Origin of the sequence: Pseudomonas putida (assembly GCF_050989985.1) — a bacterium.
GTDB lineage: Bacteria > Pseudomonadota > Gammaproteobacteria > Pseudomonadales > Pseudomonadaceae > Aquipseudomonas > Aquipseudomonas putida_AI.
Window position 1 is genome coordinate 6251627 of the sequence record NZ_CP158815.1, and the last position, 17019, is coordinate 6268645.

Genomic DNA, 17019 nt, shown 5'->3' on the forward strand with positions numbered 1-17019 from the left:
CAAAGACGCACCCACGGCGCGCCGGCCAATGCTACAGAATGCCTGTCACCACGACACAACCGCTTTCTCAGGCTTTTATTGCAAAGTGTGTTGCTCGATGAAGTCCAGTGGCTGCAAACCTTCGCGGCTCACCAGCCGATTCAATTCGGCCCGTGGCAAACGAACGGCCAGCAAGCTGAGACCTTCTTCGTCATGTTCTTCTTTCTGTACCGCACCGAGTTCGAAAAACTGCGCACGCAGTCGAGCAAAACGTTGCGGCAAGCGCAAGGTACCAACAAACAAATCATCGCCGAGCAGCTCGGCCACGGCCTGCTTGAGCAGATCCAGGCCAGTACCGTCCTTGGCCGACAACCAGACCCGCTGCGGCTTGCCATCGGCATCACGCTGGATCTGCGGCTCAACGCCCTCGAGCAAATCGAGTTTGTTGTATACCTCAAGGATCGGCAAGTCCTGGGCCCCGATCTCCCCGAGCACCACCATGACCTGTTCGATCTGGGCCATGCGGTCGGGCTCATGGGAGTCGATCACGTGCAGCAGCAGGTCGGAGTTGCTCGACTCTTCGAGCGTAGCCCGAAATGCCTCGACCAGTTTGTGCGGCAGGTGGCGAATGAACCCCACGGTATCGGCCAGCACGATTGGCCCGAGGTCATCGAGCTCAAGCCGGCGCAGGGTAGGATCGAGGGTCGCGAACAGTTGATCCGCGGCGAAGACGTCGGATTCGGTGACGGAGTTGAACAGCGTCGACTTGCCGGCGTTGGTGTAACCCACCAGTGAAACAGTCGGGATATCAGCGCGCTTGCGGCCACGACGCGACTGCTCACGCTGGCTGCGGACCTTTTCCAGGCGCCCCTTGATCTGCCGCAGACGAACCCGCAACAGACGTCGGTCGGTTTCCAGTTGGGTTTCACCCGGACCGCGCAGACCGATACCGCCCTTCTGCCGCTCAAGGTGAGTCCAGCCGCGAACCAGCCGCGTACTCATGTGCTCAAGCTGTGCCAGTTCGACCTGGAGCTTGCCTTCATGGGTGCGGGCGCGTTGGGCGAAGATATCGAGAATCAGGCCCGTGCGGTCGATCACGCGACACTCGAAAACACGTTCGAGGTTACGTTCCTGACTGGGCGTGAGGATGTGATTGAAAATCACCAGATCGACCTGCTCGGCTTTGACCAGGTCGCGCAGTTCCTCGACCTTGCCACTGCCAATCAGGTACTTGGCGGTTGGCCGATTACGCGGCACGTTGAAAAACGCGGCGGTCTCGGCGCCAGCCGACGTTGCCAGCTCCTGAAACTCCTGCGGATCTTCGCGCGCCTCAGGGTCCTGACCATCCAAGTGAACGAGAATGGCTCGCTCACCACCACCGTGGCGCTCAAAGAACAAAGGAGACTCCTATCAGGCGTTACCTGGCTCAGTATCACCAGACTCGTTATCACCTGCGCTAGGCAGACGAATCGGGCGAACCGGCACTACTGTAGAGATAGCGTGTTTGTAGACCATCTGGCTTACGGTGTTTTTCAGCAGAATAACGAACTGGTCGAAAGACTCGATCGTGCCTTGCAGTTTGATACCGTTGACCAGGTAGATGGACACCCCAACTTTCTCTTTACGTAAAGTGTTCAAGTAAGGGTCTTGTAGCGAATGCCCTTTTGACATGTGCCGCACTCCTTTAAGGATTCAATATAAAAAATAGGTAAACAGATGACTTGTGGCCGTCACACCCCCAAGGATAGACGGCAATTGCAAGGACTCAGCTCAATATGGAGATGGTCCCCAAGTATTTCAAGGCGCGCGGCAGATTGTCGCAATCCAGACTGTCCAGCCAATGTAAATCAGTCCAACTGCGCAACCAGGTGAACTGACGCTTTGCCAATTGTCGCGTGGCGATGATTCCACGCTCCTGCATCTCGGCTGACGTCAGCTTGCCATCCAGGTAATCCCAGACTTGTCGGTAGCCTACCGCACGTATAGACGGCAACCCGGCATGCAGGTCACTTCGCTCACGCAGGGCTACGACCTCGTCGATGAATCCCTGTTCCAACATTAAAGTGAATCTTTGTTTAATTCGCTCGTGCAGTACCTGACGATTTGCCGGAGCAATCGCCAAGTTCGCGACAGTATAGGGCAATTGTTGCCGTCCCGAAGCCGCAGCTTCAGTACTTTGCGCAGATTGTTGCAAGCGCAGGTCGGTCATGCTTTGACCGCTTACGCGATAAACTTCCAGTGCTCGACTGAGCCGCTGCGGATCGTTCGGATGAATGCGCGCGGCGGAAACCGGGTCGATCACCGCGAGTTGATCGTGCAGGGCTTGCCAACCAAGGCGCGCGGCTTCTTCTTCAATCTGTGCACGCACTTGCGGATCGGCTGCCGGCATATCCGCCAGACCCTCGAGCAATGCCTTGTAATAGAGCATCGTGCCGCCGACCAGCAGCGGAATTTTTCCCCGTGCGGTGATGTCAGCCATGGCTTCGAGGGCATCACGGCGAAAATCCGCTGCCGAATAACTCTCTGCCGGATCAAGAATATCGATCAGACGGTGCGGAAACTCCGCCAAAAGTTCTTTGGACGGCTTGGCGGTGCCGATATCCATGCCACGGTAGACCAACGCCGAATCGACGCTGATCAACTCGCAGGGCAGCACCTTGGTGAGCTCGATGGCCAGATCGGTCTTGCCCGCCGCAGTCGGGCCCATCAGAAAAATCGCGGGTGGGAACTGACTCATCAACGACCGCGCAAGAACAGTTTGTCCAGATCATCCAGACCCAGTTGGGTCCAGGTCGGCCGGCCATGGTTGCATTGACCGCTGCGCTCGGTATTTTCCATGTCGCGCAGCAGAGCGTTCATTTCCGGTATCGCCAGGCGCCGATTCGCTCGAACCGCGCCGTGGCAGGCCATGGTCCCGAGCAATTCGTTCAGGTGCGCCTGAATTCGGTCGCTGGTGCCGTACTCCATCAGGTCGGCCAATACATCGCCCACCAGCCGGTTGGCCTCAGCCTGCTTGAGCAGCGCCGGAATTTGCCGGATCGCCAGGGTTTCAGGTCCCAGACGCTGCAACTCGAAGCCCAGGCGCTGGAACCAGGCGACATGCTCTTCGGCACAGTCGGCCTCACGCTGACTCACCGCCAGCGATTCGGGCACCAGCAGTGGCTGGCCGCTGAGGCCCTCACTGGCCATCGCAACTTTCAGGCGCTCGTACATGATCCGCTCATGGGCGGCGTGCATGTCCACCAACACCAGGCCCTGGGCGTTTTCCGAAAGAATATAGATACCCTTGAGCTGGGCCAGCGCATAGCCCAGTGGCGGAATATCGCCCTGCCCGGCTGGCAACGCCGTCGCATTGGCTTCGGGCAGCGGCGCGAAGAACTCACGATAGGCAGCCTGCGCCTCAGCGGCGGGAACAGCCGATTGCGGACGCGGGGTGTACTGATACTGGTAACCCCCGCCAGAACCGGAGTTCGACGGCGTGTTGAATGACGGTTGCGCCTGAGGCTGCTCCAGCAACGCGTTGGCAGCCAGGCTCATTTCACCCTGGGGCCCGAATTCACCCGCCTCGATGCCCGTTGGCCGCACGACGGCTGTCGCGACCGGTGCTGCAAGATGATCCTCTGGCCGCACATCGCCCAGGGCGCGGTGCAAGGTGCCATAAAGGAAGTCGTGAACCATGCGCCCTTCACGGAAGCGTACTTCGTGTTTGGTCGGGTGCACGTTGACGTCGACGCCGGTCGGATCGACCTCGAAAAACAGCACGAACGTCGGGTGCCGGCCATTGAACAGCACGTCGCGATAGGCCTGGCGCACTGCGTGAGCCACCAGCTTGTCCCGCACCGCACGGCCATTGACGAAGAAATACTGCAGATCCGCCTGGCTGCGGTTGAATGTCGGCAACCCGACCCAGCCCCACAAATGCAGGCCGTTGCGCTCGATCTCGATCGGCAGCGCCTGCTCCAGGAAACCGGGCCCGCAAATGGCGGCGACCCGCCGGGCACGGGCCGCATCATCGCGGGCTTCATGCAGACTGAGGATGGTCTTGCCGTTATGGCGCAAATGGAACGCCACGTCGAAACGTGCCAGAGCCAGACGCCTGATCACTTCTTGAAGATGATCGAATTCGGTTTTTTCGGTCTTGAGAAACTTGCGCCGTGCCGGCGTATTGAAAAACAGGTCGCGGACTTCGACGGAAGTCCCCACCGGATGCGCGGCCGGTTGCACCCGGGGCGACATCTCACGGCCTTCGGTCTCGACCTGCCAGGCCTGATCGGCATCGCGGGTGCGCGAGGTCAGGGTCAGGCGCGCCACGGAACTGATCGAAGCCAGTGCCTCGCCACGAAAACCCAGGCTCATGACCTGTTCGAGGTCTTCCAGATTACGGATTTTGCTGGTGGCGTGACGGGCCAGGGCCAACGGCAGGTCATCGGCGGAAATGCCGCTGCCATCGTCGCGCACCCGCAGCAGTTTGACGCCGCCCTGCTCCACATCGACATCAATGCGCCGGGCCCCAGAGTCGAGGCTGTTTTCCAGCAATTCCTTGATCACCGACGCCGGACGCTCAACTACCTCGCCGGCAGCGATCTGGTTCGCCAGCCGTGGGCTGAGCAGCTCGATGCGAGCGCGGTTGATCACGACCTCATTCATTCTTTGGCCGCCAGTTCAGTACCCGGGATGGTCAAGTGCTGTCCAACCTTGAGCTCATCGTTCGACAGGTTGTTGGCACTGCGCAGCGTGGCTGGCGACACCTGATAACGCACAGCGATCATCGCCAGGGTTTCACCAGGGTTTACCCGGTGGTCACGCGGGCCCTGGGCGATCTTGCCGGAGTCACGCAGCCAGGCGATGTAGGTGCCCGGTGGCGGATTCTGCTGGAAGAACTGACGCACGCCACTGCTGATGGAGCGCGCAAGCGCCTGCTGGTGGCTAGAAGCGGCAAGTTTCGAGGCTTCGTTGGCATTGGAGATGAACCCGGTTTCCACCAGGATCGACGGAATGTCCGGCGACTTCAGTACCATGAACCCGGCTTGTTCAACCCGCTGCTTGTGCAGCGGTGTGACCCGACCGATGTTGCTCAGGACTTTCTGACCGACGTTCAGGCTGGACGTCAGGGACGCGGTCATCGAGAGATCCAGCAGCACGCCGGCGAGCATGCGGTCCTTGTCATCGAGGCTGACGTTGCCGGCACCACCGATCAAGTCGGAACGGTTTTCACTGTCGGCCAGCCAGCGCGCGGTTTCCGAGGTGGCACCGCGATCAGACAGAGCGAATACCGAGGCACCGAAAGCGGCAGCCGAAGGCGCGGCGTCGGCGTGGATCGAAACGAACAGGTCCGCGCCCTTCTTGCGGGCGATTTCGGTACGGCCGCGCAGCGGAATGAAGTAGTCGCCAGTACGGGTCAGCTCGGCGCGGAAGCCTTTCATGCCGTTGACCTGACGCTGCAGTTCGCGGGCAATCTGCAGCACCACATCTTTTTCGCGCTGGCCGCGGGAGCCGGAAGCGCCAGGGTCTTCACCGCCGTGACCGGCATCGATCACCACAATAATGTCGCGCTTGCCGGCAGGCGCCGGCGGCAACTTGATCGCCGGCTCCGCAGGCGTGACCGGCACGGCCGGCACAGTGGCCACCGACGGCGTCGGCGCTGGCGGCGGCGCGGCGTCTGCCGGGTTATCGAAGAGGTCGACCACCAGCCGGTTGCCGTATTGGGCATTGGGGGCCAGGGAGAAGCTTTTCGGGGTGACGGCCTTTTTCAGGTCGATGACCACCCGCAGGTCGGTCGGCGTGCGTTGGGCAGAACGCATCGCCGTGATCGGAGTATTGGCGCTGTTGATGTTCAACGGTGCGCCCAGGGTCGCGCCGTTGATGTCGATGACCAGGCGGTCGGGCGCCGTCAGGGTAAAGACGCTGTGTTGCACGGGGCCGCTCAGGTCAAACACCAGCCGCGTGTTGTCCGGCGCCCGCCACAGGCGCACGCTGTTGACCTTCGTCTCGGCCAAAGCGTCGACGGTCACCGCCAGAAACAACACCCCAACGGCAGCAACCAACGCGCGAAAGCGCATACCTAACCCCATCATCTATTTGGATTCCAATGCCAAAGCGGCACACCACGACTCGCCTCGCGAGCCTTGGGACAAAATTTTCAGCGAACGCCCGCTGTCTTGCGGGCTAATGGTAATGGTCAGGTCAGGCTTTGGCAAAAAGCCTGCACCTTTATCGGGCCACTCGATCAGACACAGGGCATCGTCTTCGAAGTAGTCGCGGATACCGAGGAATTCCAGCTCTTCCGGGTCGACCAAGCGATACAGGTCGAAGTGGAAGGCCCGAATGTTGCCGATCTCGTAGGGTTCGACCAGGGTAAAGGTCGGGCTTTTCACCGCCCCGACATGCCCAAGCCCCCGGATAATGCCCCGGGACAGGGTGGTTTTGCCCATGCCCAGGTTGCCTTCGAGAAAGATCAGGCCATGCCCTTTTGTGATCTGGGCGATACGTGCGCCAAACGCGGTCATCGCCTCTTCATCCGCCAGGTACAGGGTTACTTCAGACACGGTGCTTGCTCCTCCAACAACTGACGAATGGCTGGAATCAGATCACTGGCCGCCAGCCCACGGCCGAATTTACCTTGTTGCTCACCGGCTTTGGCGTGCAGCCAGACCGCCAGGCAGGCAGCGTCGAACGCACTCATGCCCTGGGCCAGCAGTGAGCCGACCAAGCCGGCCAGAACATCCCCCAAACCCGCGGCGGCCATTGCCGGATGCCCCTGATGACACACCGCCAGCCGTCCGTCGGGGCTGGCGATCAGGCTGCCAGCCCCCTTGAGCACCACCACCGCTGAGTATTTTCTGCTCAGCGCATGGGCTGCCGCAGGGCGATCGGCCTGAACCTGGGCGGTACTGATGCCAAGAAGCCGTGCCGCTTCGCCCGGATGAGGCGTGATTACACAATCTTTAGGCAAATTCACGCGCTCTTCGGCCAACAGGTTCAGCGCGTCTGCGTCCCAGACTTGCGGCAGCGGTGCGTTGGCAGCAGCGGACAACAGGCCACGCCCCCAGGCGGCTTGCCCCAGACCGGGACCGACGACCAAAACGGACACTTTTTGAAGCAATTCCATCAACTGATTGGCCGAGGAAGTGCCCAACACCATCGCCTCTGGAATTCTCGCCAGCGCGGCTGCCACATGTTCGCTGCGAGTCGCCACCGACACCATGCCCGCGCCGCTGCGCAATGCACTCTGCGCGCTCAGCAGAATCGCCCCGCCCAATCCGCGATCGCCGCCGATCAGCAGCAGATGGCCGAACTTGCCTTTATGGGAAGTGGCTGGCCGGGAAGCCAGGCGTGGCAGATTGCCGACGGTCAAGCGAAGGGCACTGGCCCGCGCAGCCTCCAGTAGTTGCGGATCGGCGTGCAGGTCGTTGAAAACCAGTTCACCCACTACATCCGCTGCATCACCGGTGAACAGGCCCAGTTTCAAACCGATGAAAGTGACGGTCAGGTCGGCTCGCACCGCGCAACCTAGGATGCGGCCGGTATCGGCGCACAGCCCGGAGGGGATATCCACTGCCGCGACCGGCAGCCCGCTGGCGTTGAGCGCAGCAATCACACTGGCGTAGGGCTCGCGCACGTCACCGCTGAGGCCGATACCGAGCAATGCGTCCAGCACGAGGCCGCGCAATTCGGATTGCGCGGTCCAGGGCTCAATGGAAATTTTTTCGGCCATGGCTTCGGTGTGGGCCGAAGCCGCATCACCGCGCAGCAATTGTGGATCGCCCGCCGCCAATACCCGCACCGACCACCCGGCGCGCCTGGCCAATACCGCGACAAGATAGCCATCCCCGGCGTTATTGCCGTGGCCGGCAACGACGGTCAATTCATTCGCCGTCGGCCACTGGCGTACCAGTGCGCGCCATGTAGCCCTGGCGGCGCGCTGCATCAGTTCGAAGCCCGGTGTACCGGCGGCGATCAGGCTCGCATCGAGTGCTCGAACCTGCGCAGCACTGTACAGCGCGTCGGGGAAATCATCTTTAGTGTGCGGCATGCGTCTTCGGGCTCCGATGTCTGGCAGAATTATACGCACCTCAGCTCCGGTTTCTCTCGCCTCATGCCCGCTATTACCTCAGACCTGCCCGCCCTCGCCCAATCCATCAAGGACTGGGGCCGCGAGCTGGGTTTCCAGCAAGTCGGCATCAGTGGCCTCGACCTGGGTGAGCACGAGCATCACCTGGAGCGCTGGCTCGAAGCCGGCTACCACGGCGAAATGGACTACATGGGCGCCCATGGCAGCAAACGCTCGCACCCGGAAGAGCTGGTACCGGGCACGTTGCGTGTGGTTTCACTGCGCATGGACTACCTGTCGGGCGATACAAAAATGGCGCAGTTGCTGGCCCAGCCGGAAAAAGCCTACGTCTCGCGATACGCCTTGGGCCGCGATTACCACAAATTGATCCGCAAGCGCGTGCAACAACTGGCGGAAAAAATTCAGGCCGTCATCGGCCCATTCGGCTACCGCGCCTTCGTCGACAGCGCTCCAGTGCTGGAAAAAGCCATCGCGGAAAAGGCCGGCCTGGGCTGGATCGGCAAAAACACCTTGGTCTTGAATCGCAAGGCGGGAAGTTATTTCTTCCTCGCCGAACTGTTCGTCGATTTACCGCTGCCTGTGGATCCACCCCACGCCACCGAACATTGCGGCCGATGCAGCGCCTGCCTGGACATCTGTCCGACCAATGCCTTTATCGGCCCCTATGTACTGGACGCTCGCCGCTGCATTTCCTACCTGACGATCGAACTCAAGGGCGCGATTCCCGAGGAACTGCGACCGTTGATCGGCAACCGGGTATTCGGCTGCGACGACTGCCAGATCGTCTGCCCATGGAACCGCTTTGCCCGTCCGTCGGGGGAAAGCGATTTCAAACCGCGCCACAATCTGGACAACGCCGACCTGGCCGAACTGTTCATGTGGGATGAAGACAAGTTTTTGAGCAGCACCGAAGGCTCGCCGCTGCGGCGGGCGGGTTATCAGAGTTGGCTGCGTAATCTGGCGGTGGGCCTGGGCAATGCGCCGTCGACAATTCCCGTGATCGAGGCCTTGAAGGCACGGCGCGAGCACCCGTCCGAGATGGTCCGCGAACACGTCGAATGGGCCCTGAAACAACACGGCATCGGGTAAAAACGCTTCAGGCTTCGTCGTTGTAGACGAACTTGGGCATTTCCCAGTGAAAACGGATCGCCAGCAAGCGCAACAGGAAGCCGCCGAACAGCGTGATCAGAATCGACTGTTCGCTCGGCAGGTTCAGATAGAGGCAAAGCATGTAACACCACGCCGCCGCGAAGGAGACGCTGGCGTAGAGTTCGCGACGGAAAATCAGCGGAATGTCGTTGCAGAAGATATCCCGCAGGATGCCGCCGAAAACCCCGGTGATCACACCGCTGACAGAGGCGACCAACATGCCATGGCCCATTTCCAGGGCGGTCATGCAGCCGATCAGGGTGAAGGCCACCAGGCCGACGGCGTCGAGCACCAGAAACAGCGAGCGCAGGTGACGCATCCAGCGGGCGGTGAATACCGTGAACATCGCCGCGATGCTGGTCAGCACCAGGTATTCCGGGTGCTTGACCCAGGTCAGGGGATAGTGGCCGAGCAACACATCCCGCACCGAACCGCCACCCAATGCCGTGACGCAAGCGATCAGCACCACGCCAAACCAGTCCATACCGCGTCGGCCCGCGGACAGCGCTCCGGTCATGGCTTCGGCGGTGATGGCGATCAGGTAGAGCATCAGCAACATGGTGGCGATCCTTGCGAAAAAGGCGCGCAGTCTACGCACTTCACCCAGGCACCAAAAGAGGGCAGCTTTCCGCGCCCCCTGTAGGAGCTGCCGCAGGCTGCGATCCTTTGATGTTGTCTTTAAAACAAAGTCAAAAGATCGCAGCCTGCGGCAGCTCCTACATGGAGACCGCGTTCATTAGTCAGAACTTGATGAAGTGCTTGCGGTAATGCTGCAACTCGGCGATGGATTCGCGGATGTCGTCCAGGGCCAGGTGGGTGCTGCCCTTTTTGAAGCTATCGCGCACGTCCGGCGCCCAGCGAGCCGCCAGTTCCTTGAGCGTCGAAACGTCGAGGTTGCGGTAGTGGAAGAAGCTTTCCAGGGATTTCATGTGCGTATAAAGGAAGCGGCGATCCTGGCAGATGCTGTTGCCGCAGATCGGCGACTTGCCCTTCGGCACCCACTTCTCCAGGAACTCGATGGTCTGGGCTTCGGCTTCGGCCATGCTGATGCGGCTCTCGCGCACACGCTGGGTCAGGCCCGAGTTGCCGTGGGTGCGGGTATTCCACTCGTCCATCGTGGCGAGGACTTCGTCACTGTGGTGGATGGCGATGACCGGACCTTCGGCCAAAGTATTCAGGTCACTGTCGGTGACGATGGTGGCCATTTCGATGATGACGTCGGTGTCCGGGTTCAGACCGGTCATTTCCAGGTCGATCCAGATCAGGTTTTGCGAACTTTGCATGTGTCGGCTCCTAGGCAATGCTGCGCAGTTTAGCCTAGGCAGGTGGCCGGGCGTGCTAAACTCGCGGCCGTTTTACCTAATCGCTGCATTCTTGATACGGAACACCCATGGCCAAACGCCAACTCAATCGTCGTCAAAACTGGCGCATCGAAAAGATTCAGGGCGAACGCGCTGCCCGCGCCGCCAAACGCGAGTCCTCGGCTGTCCAGGCACTCGAGGGTGGCGACCTGGGCCCGGAACAGCACGGCCTGGTGATCGCACACTTCGGTGTGCAGGTCGAAGTCGAGGCCCGTGATGGCGAGCATGCCGGCCAGGTGTTCCGTTGCCACCTGCGCGCCAACCTGCCGGCGCTGGTGACCGGCGACCAGGTGGTCTGGCGTGCAGGCAATCAGGGTATCGGCGTGATCGTCGCGCAGCTGCCGCGCCATACCGAGTTGTGCCGTCCGGACAGCCGAGGCCAGCTCAAGCCGGTGGCGGCCAACGTCGACATGATCGTCATCGTTTTCGCGCCGCTGCCCGAGCCCCACGCCAACCTGATCGACCGCTACCTCGTCGCCGCCGAACACGCGGGCATCAAGCCGTTGCTGTTGCTGAACAAGTACGACCTGATCGATGAACACAACGCTCCGGCGCTGAATGCCTTGCTCGCCGTCTACCGCACCCTGGGCTATCCAGTGCTCGAAGTGTCGGCCCACCACGGCAATGGCATGGAGCAACTCCAGCAGCGGCTGGATGGGCGCATCAGCGTGTTCGTCGGCCAGTCCGGTGTCGGCAAGTCTTCGCTGGTCAACAGCCTGCTGCCCGACGTCGAAACCCGCGTCGGCCCGCTGTCCGAGCTATCCGGCCAGGGCACCCACACCACCACCACCGCGCGACTGTTCCATTTCCCCGGCGGCGGTGAGCTGATCGACTCCCCGGGTATCCGTGAATTCGGCCTGGGCCACGTCAGCCGTGCCGATGTCGAAGCCGGCTTCATCGAGTTCAATGATCTGCTCGGCACTTGCCGTTTCCGCGACTGCAAGCACGACCGCGAACCCGGTTGCGCCCTGCTCAAGGCCCTGGAAGACGGTCGCGTCCAGCAACAACGGATGAACAGCTACCGCTCGATCATCGCCAGCCTGCCGGAGAACGGCTACTGAGTCGTTTCCCGCAGACATGAAAAAGCCGCGAATTTCGCGGCTTTTTCATGGGTCACTGCTTGGGCGCTTCACCCGGCTTCGGTGCCGGATCATCAAACAGGTTCAAACGCTCACGAAGCTCGTGCGCCGGCAACGGTTCCTTGTCCGCCGGCAACGCGTTCGGGTCGGCCGGCGTGGCCGGTGCCGCGCCCGGAGCCGCAGGCGGGGTCTCCGGAGCCGGTTCCGCGCCTTGCGAACCTTCGATGGCGCGCTGGGCTTTCTTGGTCAGCACGATGATGTCGATACGGCGGTTGACCGGATTGAACGGATGTTCGCGGTCAAACAGCGCCGACGACGCATAACCAACCACCCGCGCCACTTGCTGATCCGGATAACTGCCCGCCACCAGCGCACGGCGCGCGGCGTTGGCACGGTTGGCCGAAAGCTCCCAGTTACCGAAATCACCCTGGCCGCTGTACGGCTTGGCGTCGGTGTGACCACTGATGCTGATCTTGTTCGGCACCGCCTTGATGGTGTCGGCCATGGCCAGCAGGATGTCTTCGAAATACGGCTTCAGGCGTGCAGAGCCCGAGTCGAACATCGGCCGGTTCTCGGCGTCCACGATCTGGATGCGCAAACCGTCCGGCGTGATCTCGAACATGATCTGGTCTTTGAACTTCTGCAGCTGCGGATTCTCTTCGACCTTGTTCTGCAACTCCTGCAGCAACAGCTCGAGGCGCTCCTTCTCGACCATCTCGGCCATGCCTTCGACCTGTTCGGCGTCGACTGTGACCTTGTCCGGCTGCGGCTGGGACTTCACCTCGGGGTTGAGGGTGTTTTCCGGCGCCAGGGTCGGCGTACCGCCCAAATCGATGATGTAGGGCGTGCCGCTTTCGGAGAAGCCGATCGGGTCCTTGAAGTAACCGGCGATGGCGATCTTCTGTTCCGGCGTTGCGGTAGACAACAGCCACAACACCAGGAAGAACGCCATCATCGCCGTGGCGAAGTCGGCGAAGGCGATTTTCCAGGCGCCCCCGTGATGCCCGCCGGCGATGCGCTTGACGCGCTTGATGATTATCGGCTGATTGTTCTCCATGGCTTAACGACCGCGAACCGCTTGTTCCAGCTCGGCGAAGCTAGGACGGTGCGCCGGGTACAGAACCTTGCGCCCGAACTCCACGGCCAGCGATGGCGGCATGCCGGAAGCCGAGGCGACCAGCGAGGCCTTGATGGCTTCGTAGATGTTCAGTTCTTCCTTGGCATCATGAGCCAGGGAATGGGCCAGCGGGCCGAAGAAGCCGTAGGCGGCGAGAATACCGAAGAAGGTACCCACCAGTGCCGCACCCACGTGCAGGCCGATGGATTTCTGATCGCCTTCACCCAGGGAGGCCATGGTCACAACGATACCCAGTACCGCCGCGACGATACCGAAACCGGGCATGGCGTCGGCGATGCCGTTTACTGCGTGGGACGGGTGCTCCAGATCTTCCTTGAGGCTGTACAGTTCCATGTCGAACAGACCTTCGAGTTCGTGGGGAGCCATGTTGCCGGAGGACATGATGCGCAGGTAATCGCAGATGAACGCGGTCATGCGTTCGTCCTTGAGGACCGACGGGTACTTGGCGAAGATCGGGCTCGCGGCGGCGTCTTCGATGTCGCCTTCGATGGCCATCATGCCTTCGCGGCGACTCTTGTTGAGGATCTCGTAGATCAGGCCCAGCACTTCCAGATAGAAGCCGTGGCTGAAACGCGAACCGAACATGCTCAGGGACTTCTTGAGCACGTGCATCGTCATGTAGCCGGGGTTGGCCTGAAGGAATGCGCCGAGGGCCGCACCACCGATGATCATGACCTCGAAGGGCTGGATCAGAGCGGCAATTTTACCGTGGGAGAGCACGTATCCGCCGAGCACGCTCGCGAATACGACGATGATGCCGATTATTTTAGCCATAGGTAGGGGAGCACTTACTGAGTCGGGTTCAAGGTCATATTCGGAAGTTAATAAATCTCTTCTTCTACTTATCGGCAAAACTGCGCCAGACTAAAGGCAGTTCAGGCGAAAAGCCAATTTGACCCACTCCGGGCCCCGGTATTTCTGACGATGATCGCCTCCAGACATGGCTAACGAAACTAACGCTGCGACTCAAAAACCGACCACCCTCGACGGCTGGGTCAAGCTTCTGGATGGCGTGCGACTGCCGGTTCCGCAGGCCAGTCACGACCGTGTCTGCCGGGCGATCCGCGACAATCGCAGCTCATTGCGCAACATCGCCGAATTGATGCAGGACAGTCCCGCCCTGGCCCTGAGCATCTTCCGCGAAGCCAATCGGCACACCCAGGGCAGCTTGAGCGAGCCTGCGGAAAACCTTGAAGTTGCGATCAGTCGCCTCGGCCTCAAGCGCACCGAGGAATTGCTCGAACGCCTGCCCGCCGTACCCCAGAACGAAATCCCCAAGCCCCTGCGCCAACTGCAGATGATCAGCCAGCACGCCACACAACAGGCCAATGGCTTTTTCGCCAGTCGCCTGGCGCGGCTGTGGCAGGACATCCACTGGGGCAGCCTGTTGTTTCTCTCGCCACTGTGGCCATTGGCGCTGACTCATCCGCAGTTGCTCGAGGACTGGGAACTGCGGGTCATCCATAAAGGTGAGTCGGCGCGCAAAGTCGAAAAGCAGTTGTTTGGCGCGCGCCTGTTGCAAATCGCCCTGGCCCTGGTGGACCTCTGGCGCCTGCCGATCTGGGTACAGCAGGGCTATAAACTGTTGCTGACCGAGCAACGGGAACTGGTGAAAGTGCTGCAAATTGCCCGCGACAGCGAGCATCCCTTGCGCCAGCAGAATCGCCTCGACGACGACCCGACCCTGCGCCGCTGGCTCAATCAACCGGCCAACACGGTGCTATTGGCCAACGGCTTGGCTCTTTCGGCGCAACAGGCCTGGGACAGCCCACACAGCCAGCGCTGGCAGTACCTGACCAGCCTGTACCTGCAAATCCCGATGGACGAAGTGCAGCAGCAACTGCACCAGCAGGCGGCCAACAGTGCGCGCCACCATGCCATGCCAGACCTGTGGCACCCCGCCGTTGCGCTGCTCTGGCCGTGGGGCACGAATCGTGTTCACGCCGGCCTGCTGCCAGCCCCGGCCCCCACCGCCGAAGACCTGGCGAAGTGGCGCAGCCAATGCGCCGAACTCCTGGTCGAGCCGAGTCGCTTCACCAACGCCATGCACCTGACCACCTCGGCCCGTGATGCATTGGTTGCCTGTGGCATGCGCCGGGTAATGATCCTGATGGCCGACCGCACCCACGCCAATCTGCGGGTGCACCAGACGGCCGGATTGCCAAAAGAAGCCGCCGGCCTGAACTTCGTGGTCAGCCAGAGCAACGTGCTGCAGCGTTTGCTTGCGCAACAGGCTCAGGTACGGGTGACACCGGACAACAACGCGCAATTTTCCGCCTTGTTACCCAATGGCCTGCGAGCACAATTTGGTGGCGAACACCTGTTGCTGCGATCACTGGTCAACAATGGCCGGGTGATCATGATCGTCGTCGCCGACCAGGGTGGCGGACCGTTTTCCGAGATCACCGTGCAAGCCTTTGGCAAAACCGCGCAGTGCATCGAGAAGGCGTTGAATAGCTTTAGTCAGCGCGGCAAATAAGCCTGCGTTACAATCCCCACTTTTTGTGCTCTGGAGACCTCACATGTCTGACTTCTCTGGCTTGCCGCTGGTCATCGAGCCGAGCGACTTGCTCCCTCGCCTCGAATCCCGCGATCTGATTCTGGTCGACCTGACCAGCAGCGCCCGCTATACCGAAGGGCACATTCCGGGTGCACGATTCGTCGACCCGAAACGCACCCAGCTTGGCCAGGCGCCTGCGCCGGGGCTGATGCCGCCGCAAGCTGCACTCGAAGCCCTGTTCGGCGAGCTGGGACACAACCCTGATGCGGTCTACGTGGTCTATGACGACGAAGGCGGCGGCTGGGCCGGGCGTTTCATCTGGCTGCTGGATGTCATTGGTCACCACAATTACCACTACATCGACGGCGGCCTGCCGGCCTGGCTGGCAGAAGGCTTGCCGATGTCGATTCAGGTCCCGGCACCCGTGGGTGGCCCGGTGCCGTTGACCCTGCACAACGAACCGACCGCGACCCGCGAATACCTGCAAAGCCGGCTCGGCGCTGCCGACCTGGCGATCTGGGATGCGCGCGGGCCGCTGGAGTTCTCCGGAGAGAAAGTCCTGGCTGCCAAGGGCGGGCACATTCCGGGCGCGGTCAATTTCGAATGGACCGCCGGCATGGATCAGTCACGCCAGCTGCGTATTCGCACTGACATGCCGCAAATCCTAGAGAAACTGGGCATCACGCCTGACAAAGAAATCATTACCCACTGCCAGACCCATCACCGGTCCGGCTTCACGTATCTGGTGGCCAAGTCCCTCGGTTATCCGCGGGTCAAGGGCTACGCCGGCTCCTGGGGCGAATGGGGCAACCATCCCGACACCCCTGTAGAGAATTAAGGTTTTAAAGGACAGTTAATGAACAAGCGTCTGTTTATCGTCAGCCAGTACCTGCTACCCCATAACCTGCTCTCGCGACTGGCCGGCTGCATCGCCGAATGCCGCGTGCGCTGGTTCAAGAATGCCTTCACCGCCTGGTTCGCCAAACGTTACCAGGTGAACATGTCCGAGGCCCTGGTCGAAGACCTGACCGCCTACGAGCACTTCAATGCCTTCTTCACCCGCGCCCTGAAAGACGGCGCCCGTCCGCTGGACGAAACACCGGACGCGATCCTCAGCCCGGCCGACGGTGCGGTCAGCCAGCTCGGCCCGATCGAGCACGGCCGCGTGTTCCAGGCCAAGGGCCACAGCTTCAGCGTGCTGGAACTGCTGGGTGGCGACGCTGCCAACGCAGCGCCGTTCATGGGCGGTGATTTCGCGACCATCTACCTGTCGCCGAAGGACTACCACCGCGTGCACATGCCGCTGGCCGGCACCCTGCGCGAAATGGTCTACATTCCGGGCCGCCTGTTCTCGGTCAACCAGACCACCGCCGAAAACGTGCCGGAACTGTTCGCCCGTAATGAGCGTGTGGCGTGCATTTTCGACACTGAGCGCGGGCCGATGGCCGTGGTGCTGGTGGGCGCGATGATCGTTGCTTCGATCGAAACCGTTTGGGCCGGCCTGGTGACTCCACCGAAGCGCGAATTGAAGACCTTCCGTTACGACGAAGCCGCCCGTGCGCCTATCCATCTGGAAAAAGGTGCAGAGCTGGGTCGCTTCAAGCTGGGTTCGACCGCAGTCGTGCTGTTCGGGCCAGATCAGGTGAAATGGGCCGAAGAGCTGGCGGCGGGATCGCCGGTGCGGATGGGTCAGGGGATGGGCCTGCCAAAAGCCTGATCGGCAGAAACACTTGTGGGAGCGA

16 protein-coding genes are annotated in these 17019 nt (G+C 61.3%); 5 read left to right on the plus strand and 11 right to left on the minus strand.

The features are described 5' to 3' along the window. Positions 1 to 75: 75 nt before the first annotated feature. The 7 genes from hflX to ABTV29_RS28605 all read right to left on the minus strand — a co-directional run bounded on the left by hflX (position 76) and on the right by ABTV29_RS28605 (position 8011). On the minus strand, positions 76 to 1377 hold the full coding sequence (gene hflX / locus ABTV29_RS28575; protein WP_433767873.1) for a ribosome rescue GTPase HflX: 1302 nt from the start codon (positions 1375 to 1377) through the stop codon (positions 76 to 78). Between the two features lie 12 nt (positions 1378 to 1389). After that, positions 1390 to 1650, minus strand: a complete 261-nt coding sequence (gene hfq, locus ABTV29_RS28580) for an RNA chaperone Hfq (RefSeq protein WP_433767874.1) — start codon at positions 1648 to 1650, stop codon at positions 1390 to 1392. A gap of 94 nt (positions 1651 to 1744) precedes the next feature. Further along, positions 1745 to 2716, minus strand: a complete 972-nt coding sequence (miaA, locus tag ABTV29_RS28585; protein ID WP_433767875.1) for a tRNA (adenosine(37)-N6)-dimethylallyltransferase MiaA — start codon at positions 2714 to 2716, stop codon at positions 1745 to 1747. Continuing rightward, positions 2716 to 4626: a DNA mismatch repair endonuclease MutL gene (gene mutL, locus ABTV29_RS28590; protein WP_433767876.1), complete on the minus strand. Its 1911-nt coding sequence runs from the start codon at positions 4624 to 4626 to the stop codon at positions 2716 to 2718. The genes miaA and mutL overlap by 1 nt, the downstream gene beginning before the upstream one ends. After that, a complete protein-coding gene (locus ABTV29_RS28595; RefSeq protein WP_433767877.1) occupies positions 4623 to 6053 on the minus strand; it encodes an N-acetylmuramoyl-L-alanine amidase in 1431 nt (476 codons plus the stop codon). The genes mutL and ABTV29_RS28595 overlap by 4 nt, the downstream gene beginning before the upstream one ends. Then, positions 6054 to 6524, minus strand: coding sequence for a tRNA (adenosine(37)-N6)-threonylcarbamoyltransferase complex ATPase subunit type 1 TsaE (gene tsaE / locus ABTV29_RS28600; protein ID WP_433767878.1), 471 nt, complete (start codon positions 6522 to 6524; stop codon positions 6054 to 6056). Then, complete coding sequence (locus ABTV29_RS28605) at positions 6512 to 8011, minus strand: NAD(P)H-hydrate dehydratase (protein WP_433767879.1); 1500 nt, start codon at positions 8009 to 8011, stop codon at positions 6512 to 6514. The genes tsaE and ABTV29_RS28605 overlap by 13 nt, the downstream gene beginning before the upstream one ends. 63 nt (positions 8012 to 8074) lie before the next feature. Between ABTV29_RS28605 and queG the strand changes: the two genes are divergently transcribed. Beyond that, entirely contained in the window at positions 8075 to 9139 is a 1065-nt protein-coding gene (gene queG / locus ABTV29_RS28610; protein WP_433767880.1) for a tRNA epoxyqueuosine(34) reductase QueG, read from the plus strand. A gap of 7 nt (positions 9140 to 9146) precedes the next feature. Here queG and ABTV29_RS28615 read toward each other — a convergent pair whose 3' ends face one another. Further along, on the minus strand, positions 9147 to 9758 hold the full coding sequence (locus ABTV29_RS28615) for a trimeric intracellular cation channel family protein (protein ID WP_433767881.1): 612 nt from the start codon (positions 9756 to 9758) through the stop codon (positions 9147 to 9149). Positions 9759 to 9939: 181 nt separating this feature from the next. After that, positions 9940 to 10482 (minus strand): oligoribonuclease, encoded by a 543-nt coding sequence (gene orn / locus ABTV29_RS28620; RefSeq protein ID WP_433767882.1) that lies wholly within the window; start codon positions 10480 to 10482, stop codon positions 9940 to 9942. Positions 10483 to 10589: 107 nt separating this feature from the next. Here orn and rsgA point away from each other — a divergent pair, with 107 nt between their 5' ends. Beyond that, on the plus strand, positions 10590 to 11621 hold the full coding sequence (gene rsgA, locus ABTV29_RS28625; protein ID WP_433767883.1) for a small ribosomal subunit biogenesis GTPase RsgA: 1032 nt from the start codon (positions 10590 to 10592) through the stop codon (positions 11619 to 11621). Positions 11622 to 11673: 52 nt separating this feature from the next. Here rsgA and motB read toward each other — a convergent pair whose 3' ends face one another. Together motB and motA are read right to left on the minus strand one after the other, a co-directional pair. Beyond that, a complete protein-coding gene (gene motB / locus ABTV29_RS28630; RefSeq protein WP_433767884.1) occupies positions 11674 to 12696 on the minus strand; it encodes a flagellar motor protein MotB in 1023 nt (340 codons plus the stop codon). 3 nt (positions 12697 to 12699) lie between these two features. Then, positions 12700 to 13551, minus strand: a complete 852-nt coding sequence (gene motA, locus ABTV29_RS28635) for a flagellar motor stator protein MotA (RefSeq protein WP_433767885.1) — start codon at positions 13549 to 13551, stop codon at positions 12700 to 12702. A 166-nt stretch (positions 13552 to 13717) separates the two neighbouring features. On the opposite strand from motA, the gene ABTV29_RS28640 reads away from it, so the two are divergent. From ABTV29_RS28640 to asd, 3 genes are read left to right on the plus strand one after another with little or no spacing between them, the layout of a single operon-like run. Further along, the gene (locus tag ABTV29_RS28640) at positions 13718 to 15256 is read left to right on the plus strand and encodes an HDOD domain-containing protein (protein ID WP_433767886.1); all 1539 of its coding nucleotides are present in this window, start codon (positions 13718 to 13720) and stop codon (positions 15254 to 15256) included. A gap of 43 nt (positions 15257 to 15299) precedes the next feature. Further along, positions 15300 to 16115 carry a thiosulfate sulfurtransferase gene (gene rhdA / locus ABTV29_RS28645; RefSeq protein ID WP_433767887.1) on the plus strand — a complete coding sequence of 272 codons (816 nt, stop codon included), beginning with the start codon at positions 15300 to 15302 and terminating at the stop codon, positions 16113 to 16115. An 18-nt stretch (positions 16116 to 16133) separates the two neighbouring features. Further along, positions 16134 to 16994 carry an archaetidylserine decarboxylase gene (asd, locus tag ABTV29_RS28650; RefSeq protein ID WP_433767888.1) on the plus strand — a complete coding sequence of 287 codons (861 nt, stop codon included), beginning with the start codon at positions 16134 to 16136 and terminating at the stop codon, positions 16992 to 16994. The last annotated feature ends 25 nt before the right edge of the window (positions 16995 to 17019 follow it).

Coding starts and splice junctions, on each gene's coding strand:
- hfq (WP_433767874.1), bottom strand. CDS start 1,650: ATGTCAAAAGGGCATTCGCTACAAGACCCTTACTTGAACACTTTACGT.
- miaA (WP_433767875.1), bottom strand. CDS start 2,716: ATGAGTCAGTTCCCACCCGCGATTTTTCTGATGGGCCCGACTGCGGCG.
- mutL (WP_433767876.1), bottom strand. CDS start 4,626: ATGAATGAGGTCGTGATCAACCGCGCTCGCATCGAGCTGCTCAGCCCA.
- ABTV29_RS28595 (WP_433767877.1), bottom strand. CDS start 6,053: ATGATGGGGTTAGGTATGCGCTTTCGCGCGTTGGTTGCTGCCGTTGGG.
- ABTV29_RS28605 (WP_433767879.1), bottom strand. CDS start 8,011: ATGCCGCACACTAAAGATGATTTCCCCGACGCGCTGTACAGTGCTGCG.
- queG (WP_433767880.1), top strand. CDS start 8,075: ATGCCCGCTATTACCTCAGACCTGCCCGCCCTCGCCCAATCCATCAAG.
- ABTV29_RS28615 (WP_433767881.1), bottom strand. CDS start 9,758: ATGTTGCTGATGCTCTACCTGATCGCCATCACCGCCGAAGCCATGACC.
- orn (WP_433767882.1), bottom strand. CDS start 10,482: ATGCAAAGTTCGCAAAACCTGATCTGGATCGACCTGGAAATGACCGGT.
- rsgA (WP_433767883.1), top strand. CDS start 10,590: ATGGCCAAACGCCAACTCAATCGTCGTCAAAACTGGCGCATCGAAAAG.
- motB (WP_433767884.1), bottom strand. CDS start 12,696: ATGGAGAACAATCAGCCGATAATCATCAAGCGCGTCAAGCGCATCGCC.
- motA (WP_433767885.1), bottom strand. CDS start 13,551: ATGGCTAAAATAATCGGCATCATCGTCGTATTCGCGAGCGTGCTCGGC.
- ABTV29_RS28640 (WP_433767886.1), top strand. CDS start 13,718: ATGGCTAACGAAACTAACGCTGCGACTCAAAAACCGACCACCCTCGAC.
- rhdA (WP_433767887.1), top strand. CDS start 15,300: ATGTCTGACTTCTCTGGCTTGCCGCTGGTCATCGAGCCGAGCGACTTG.
- asd (WP_433767888.1), top strand. CDS start 16,134: ATGAACAAGCGTCTGTTTATCGTCAGCCAGTACCTGCTACCCCATAAC.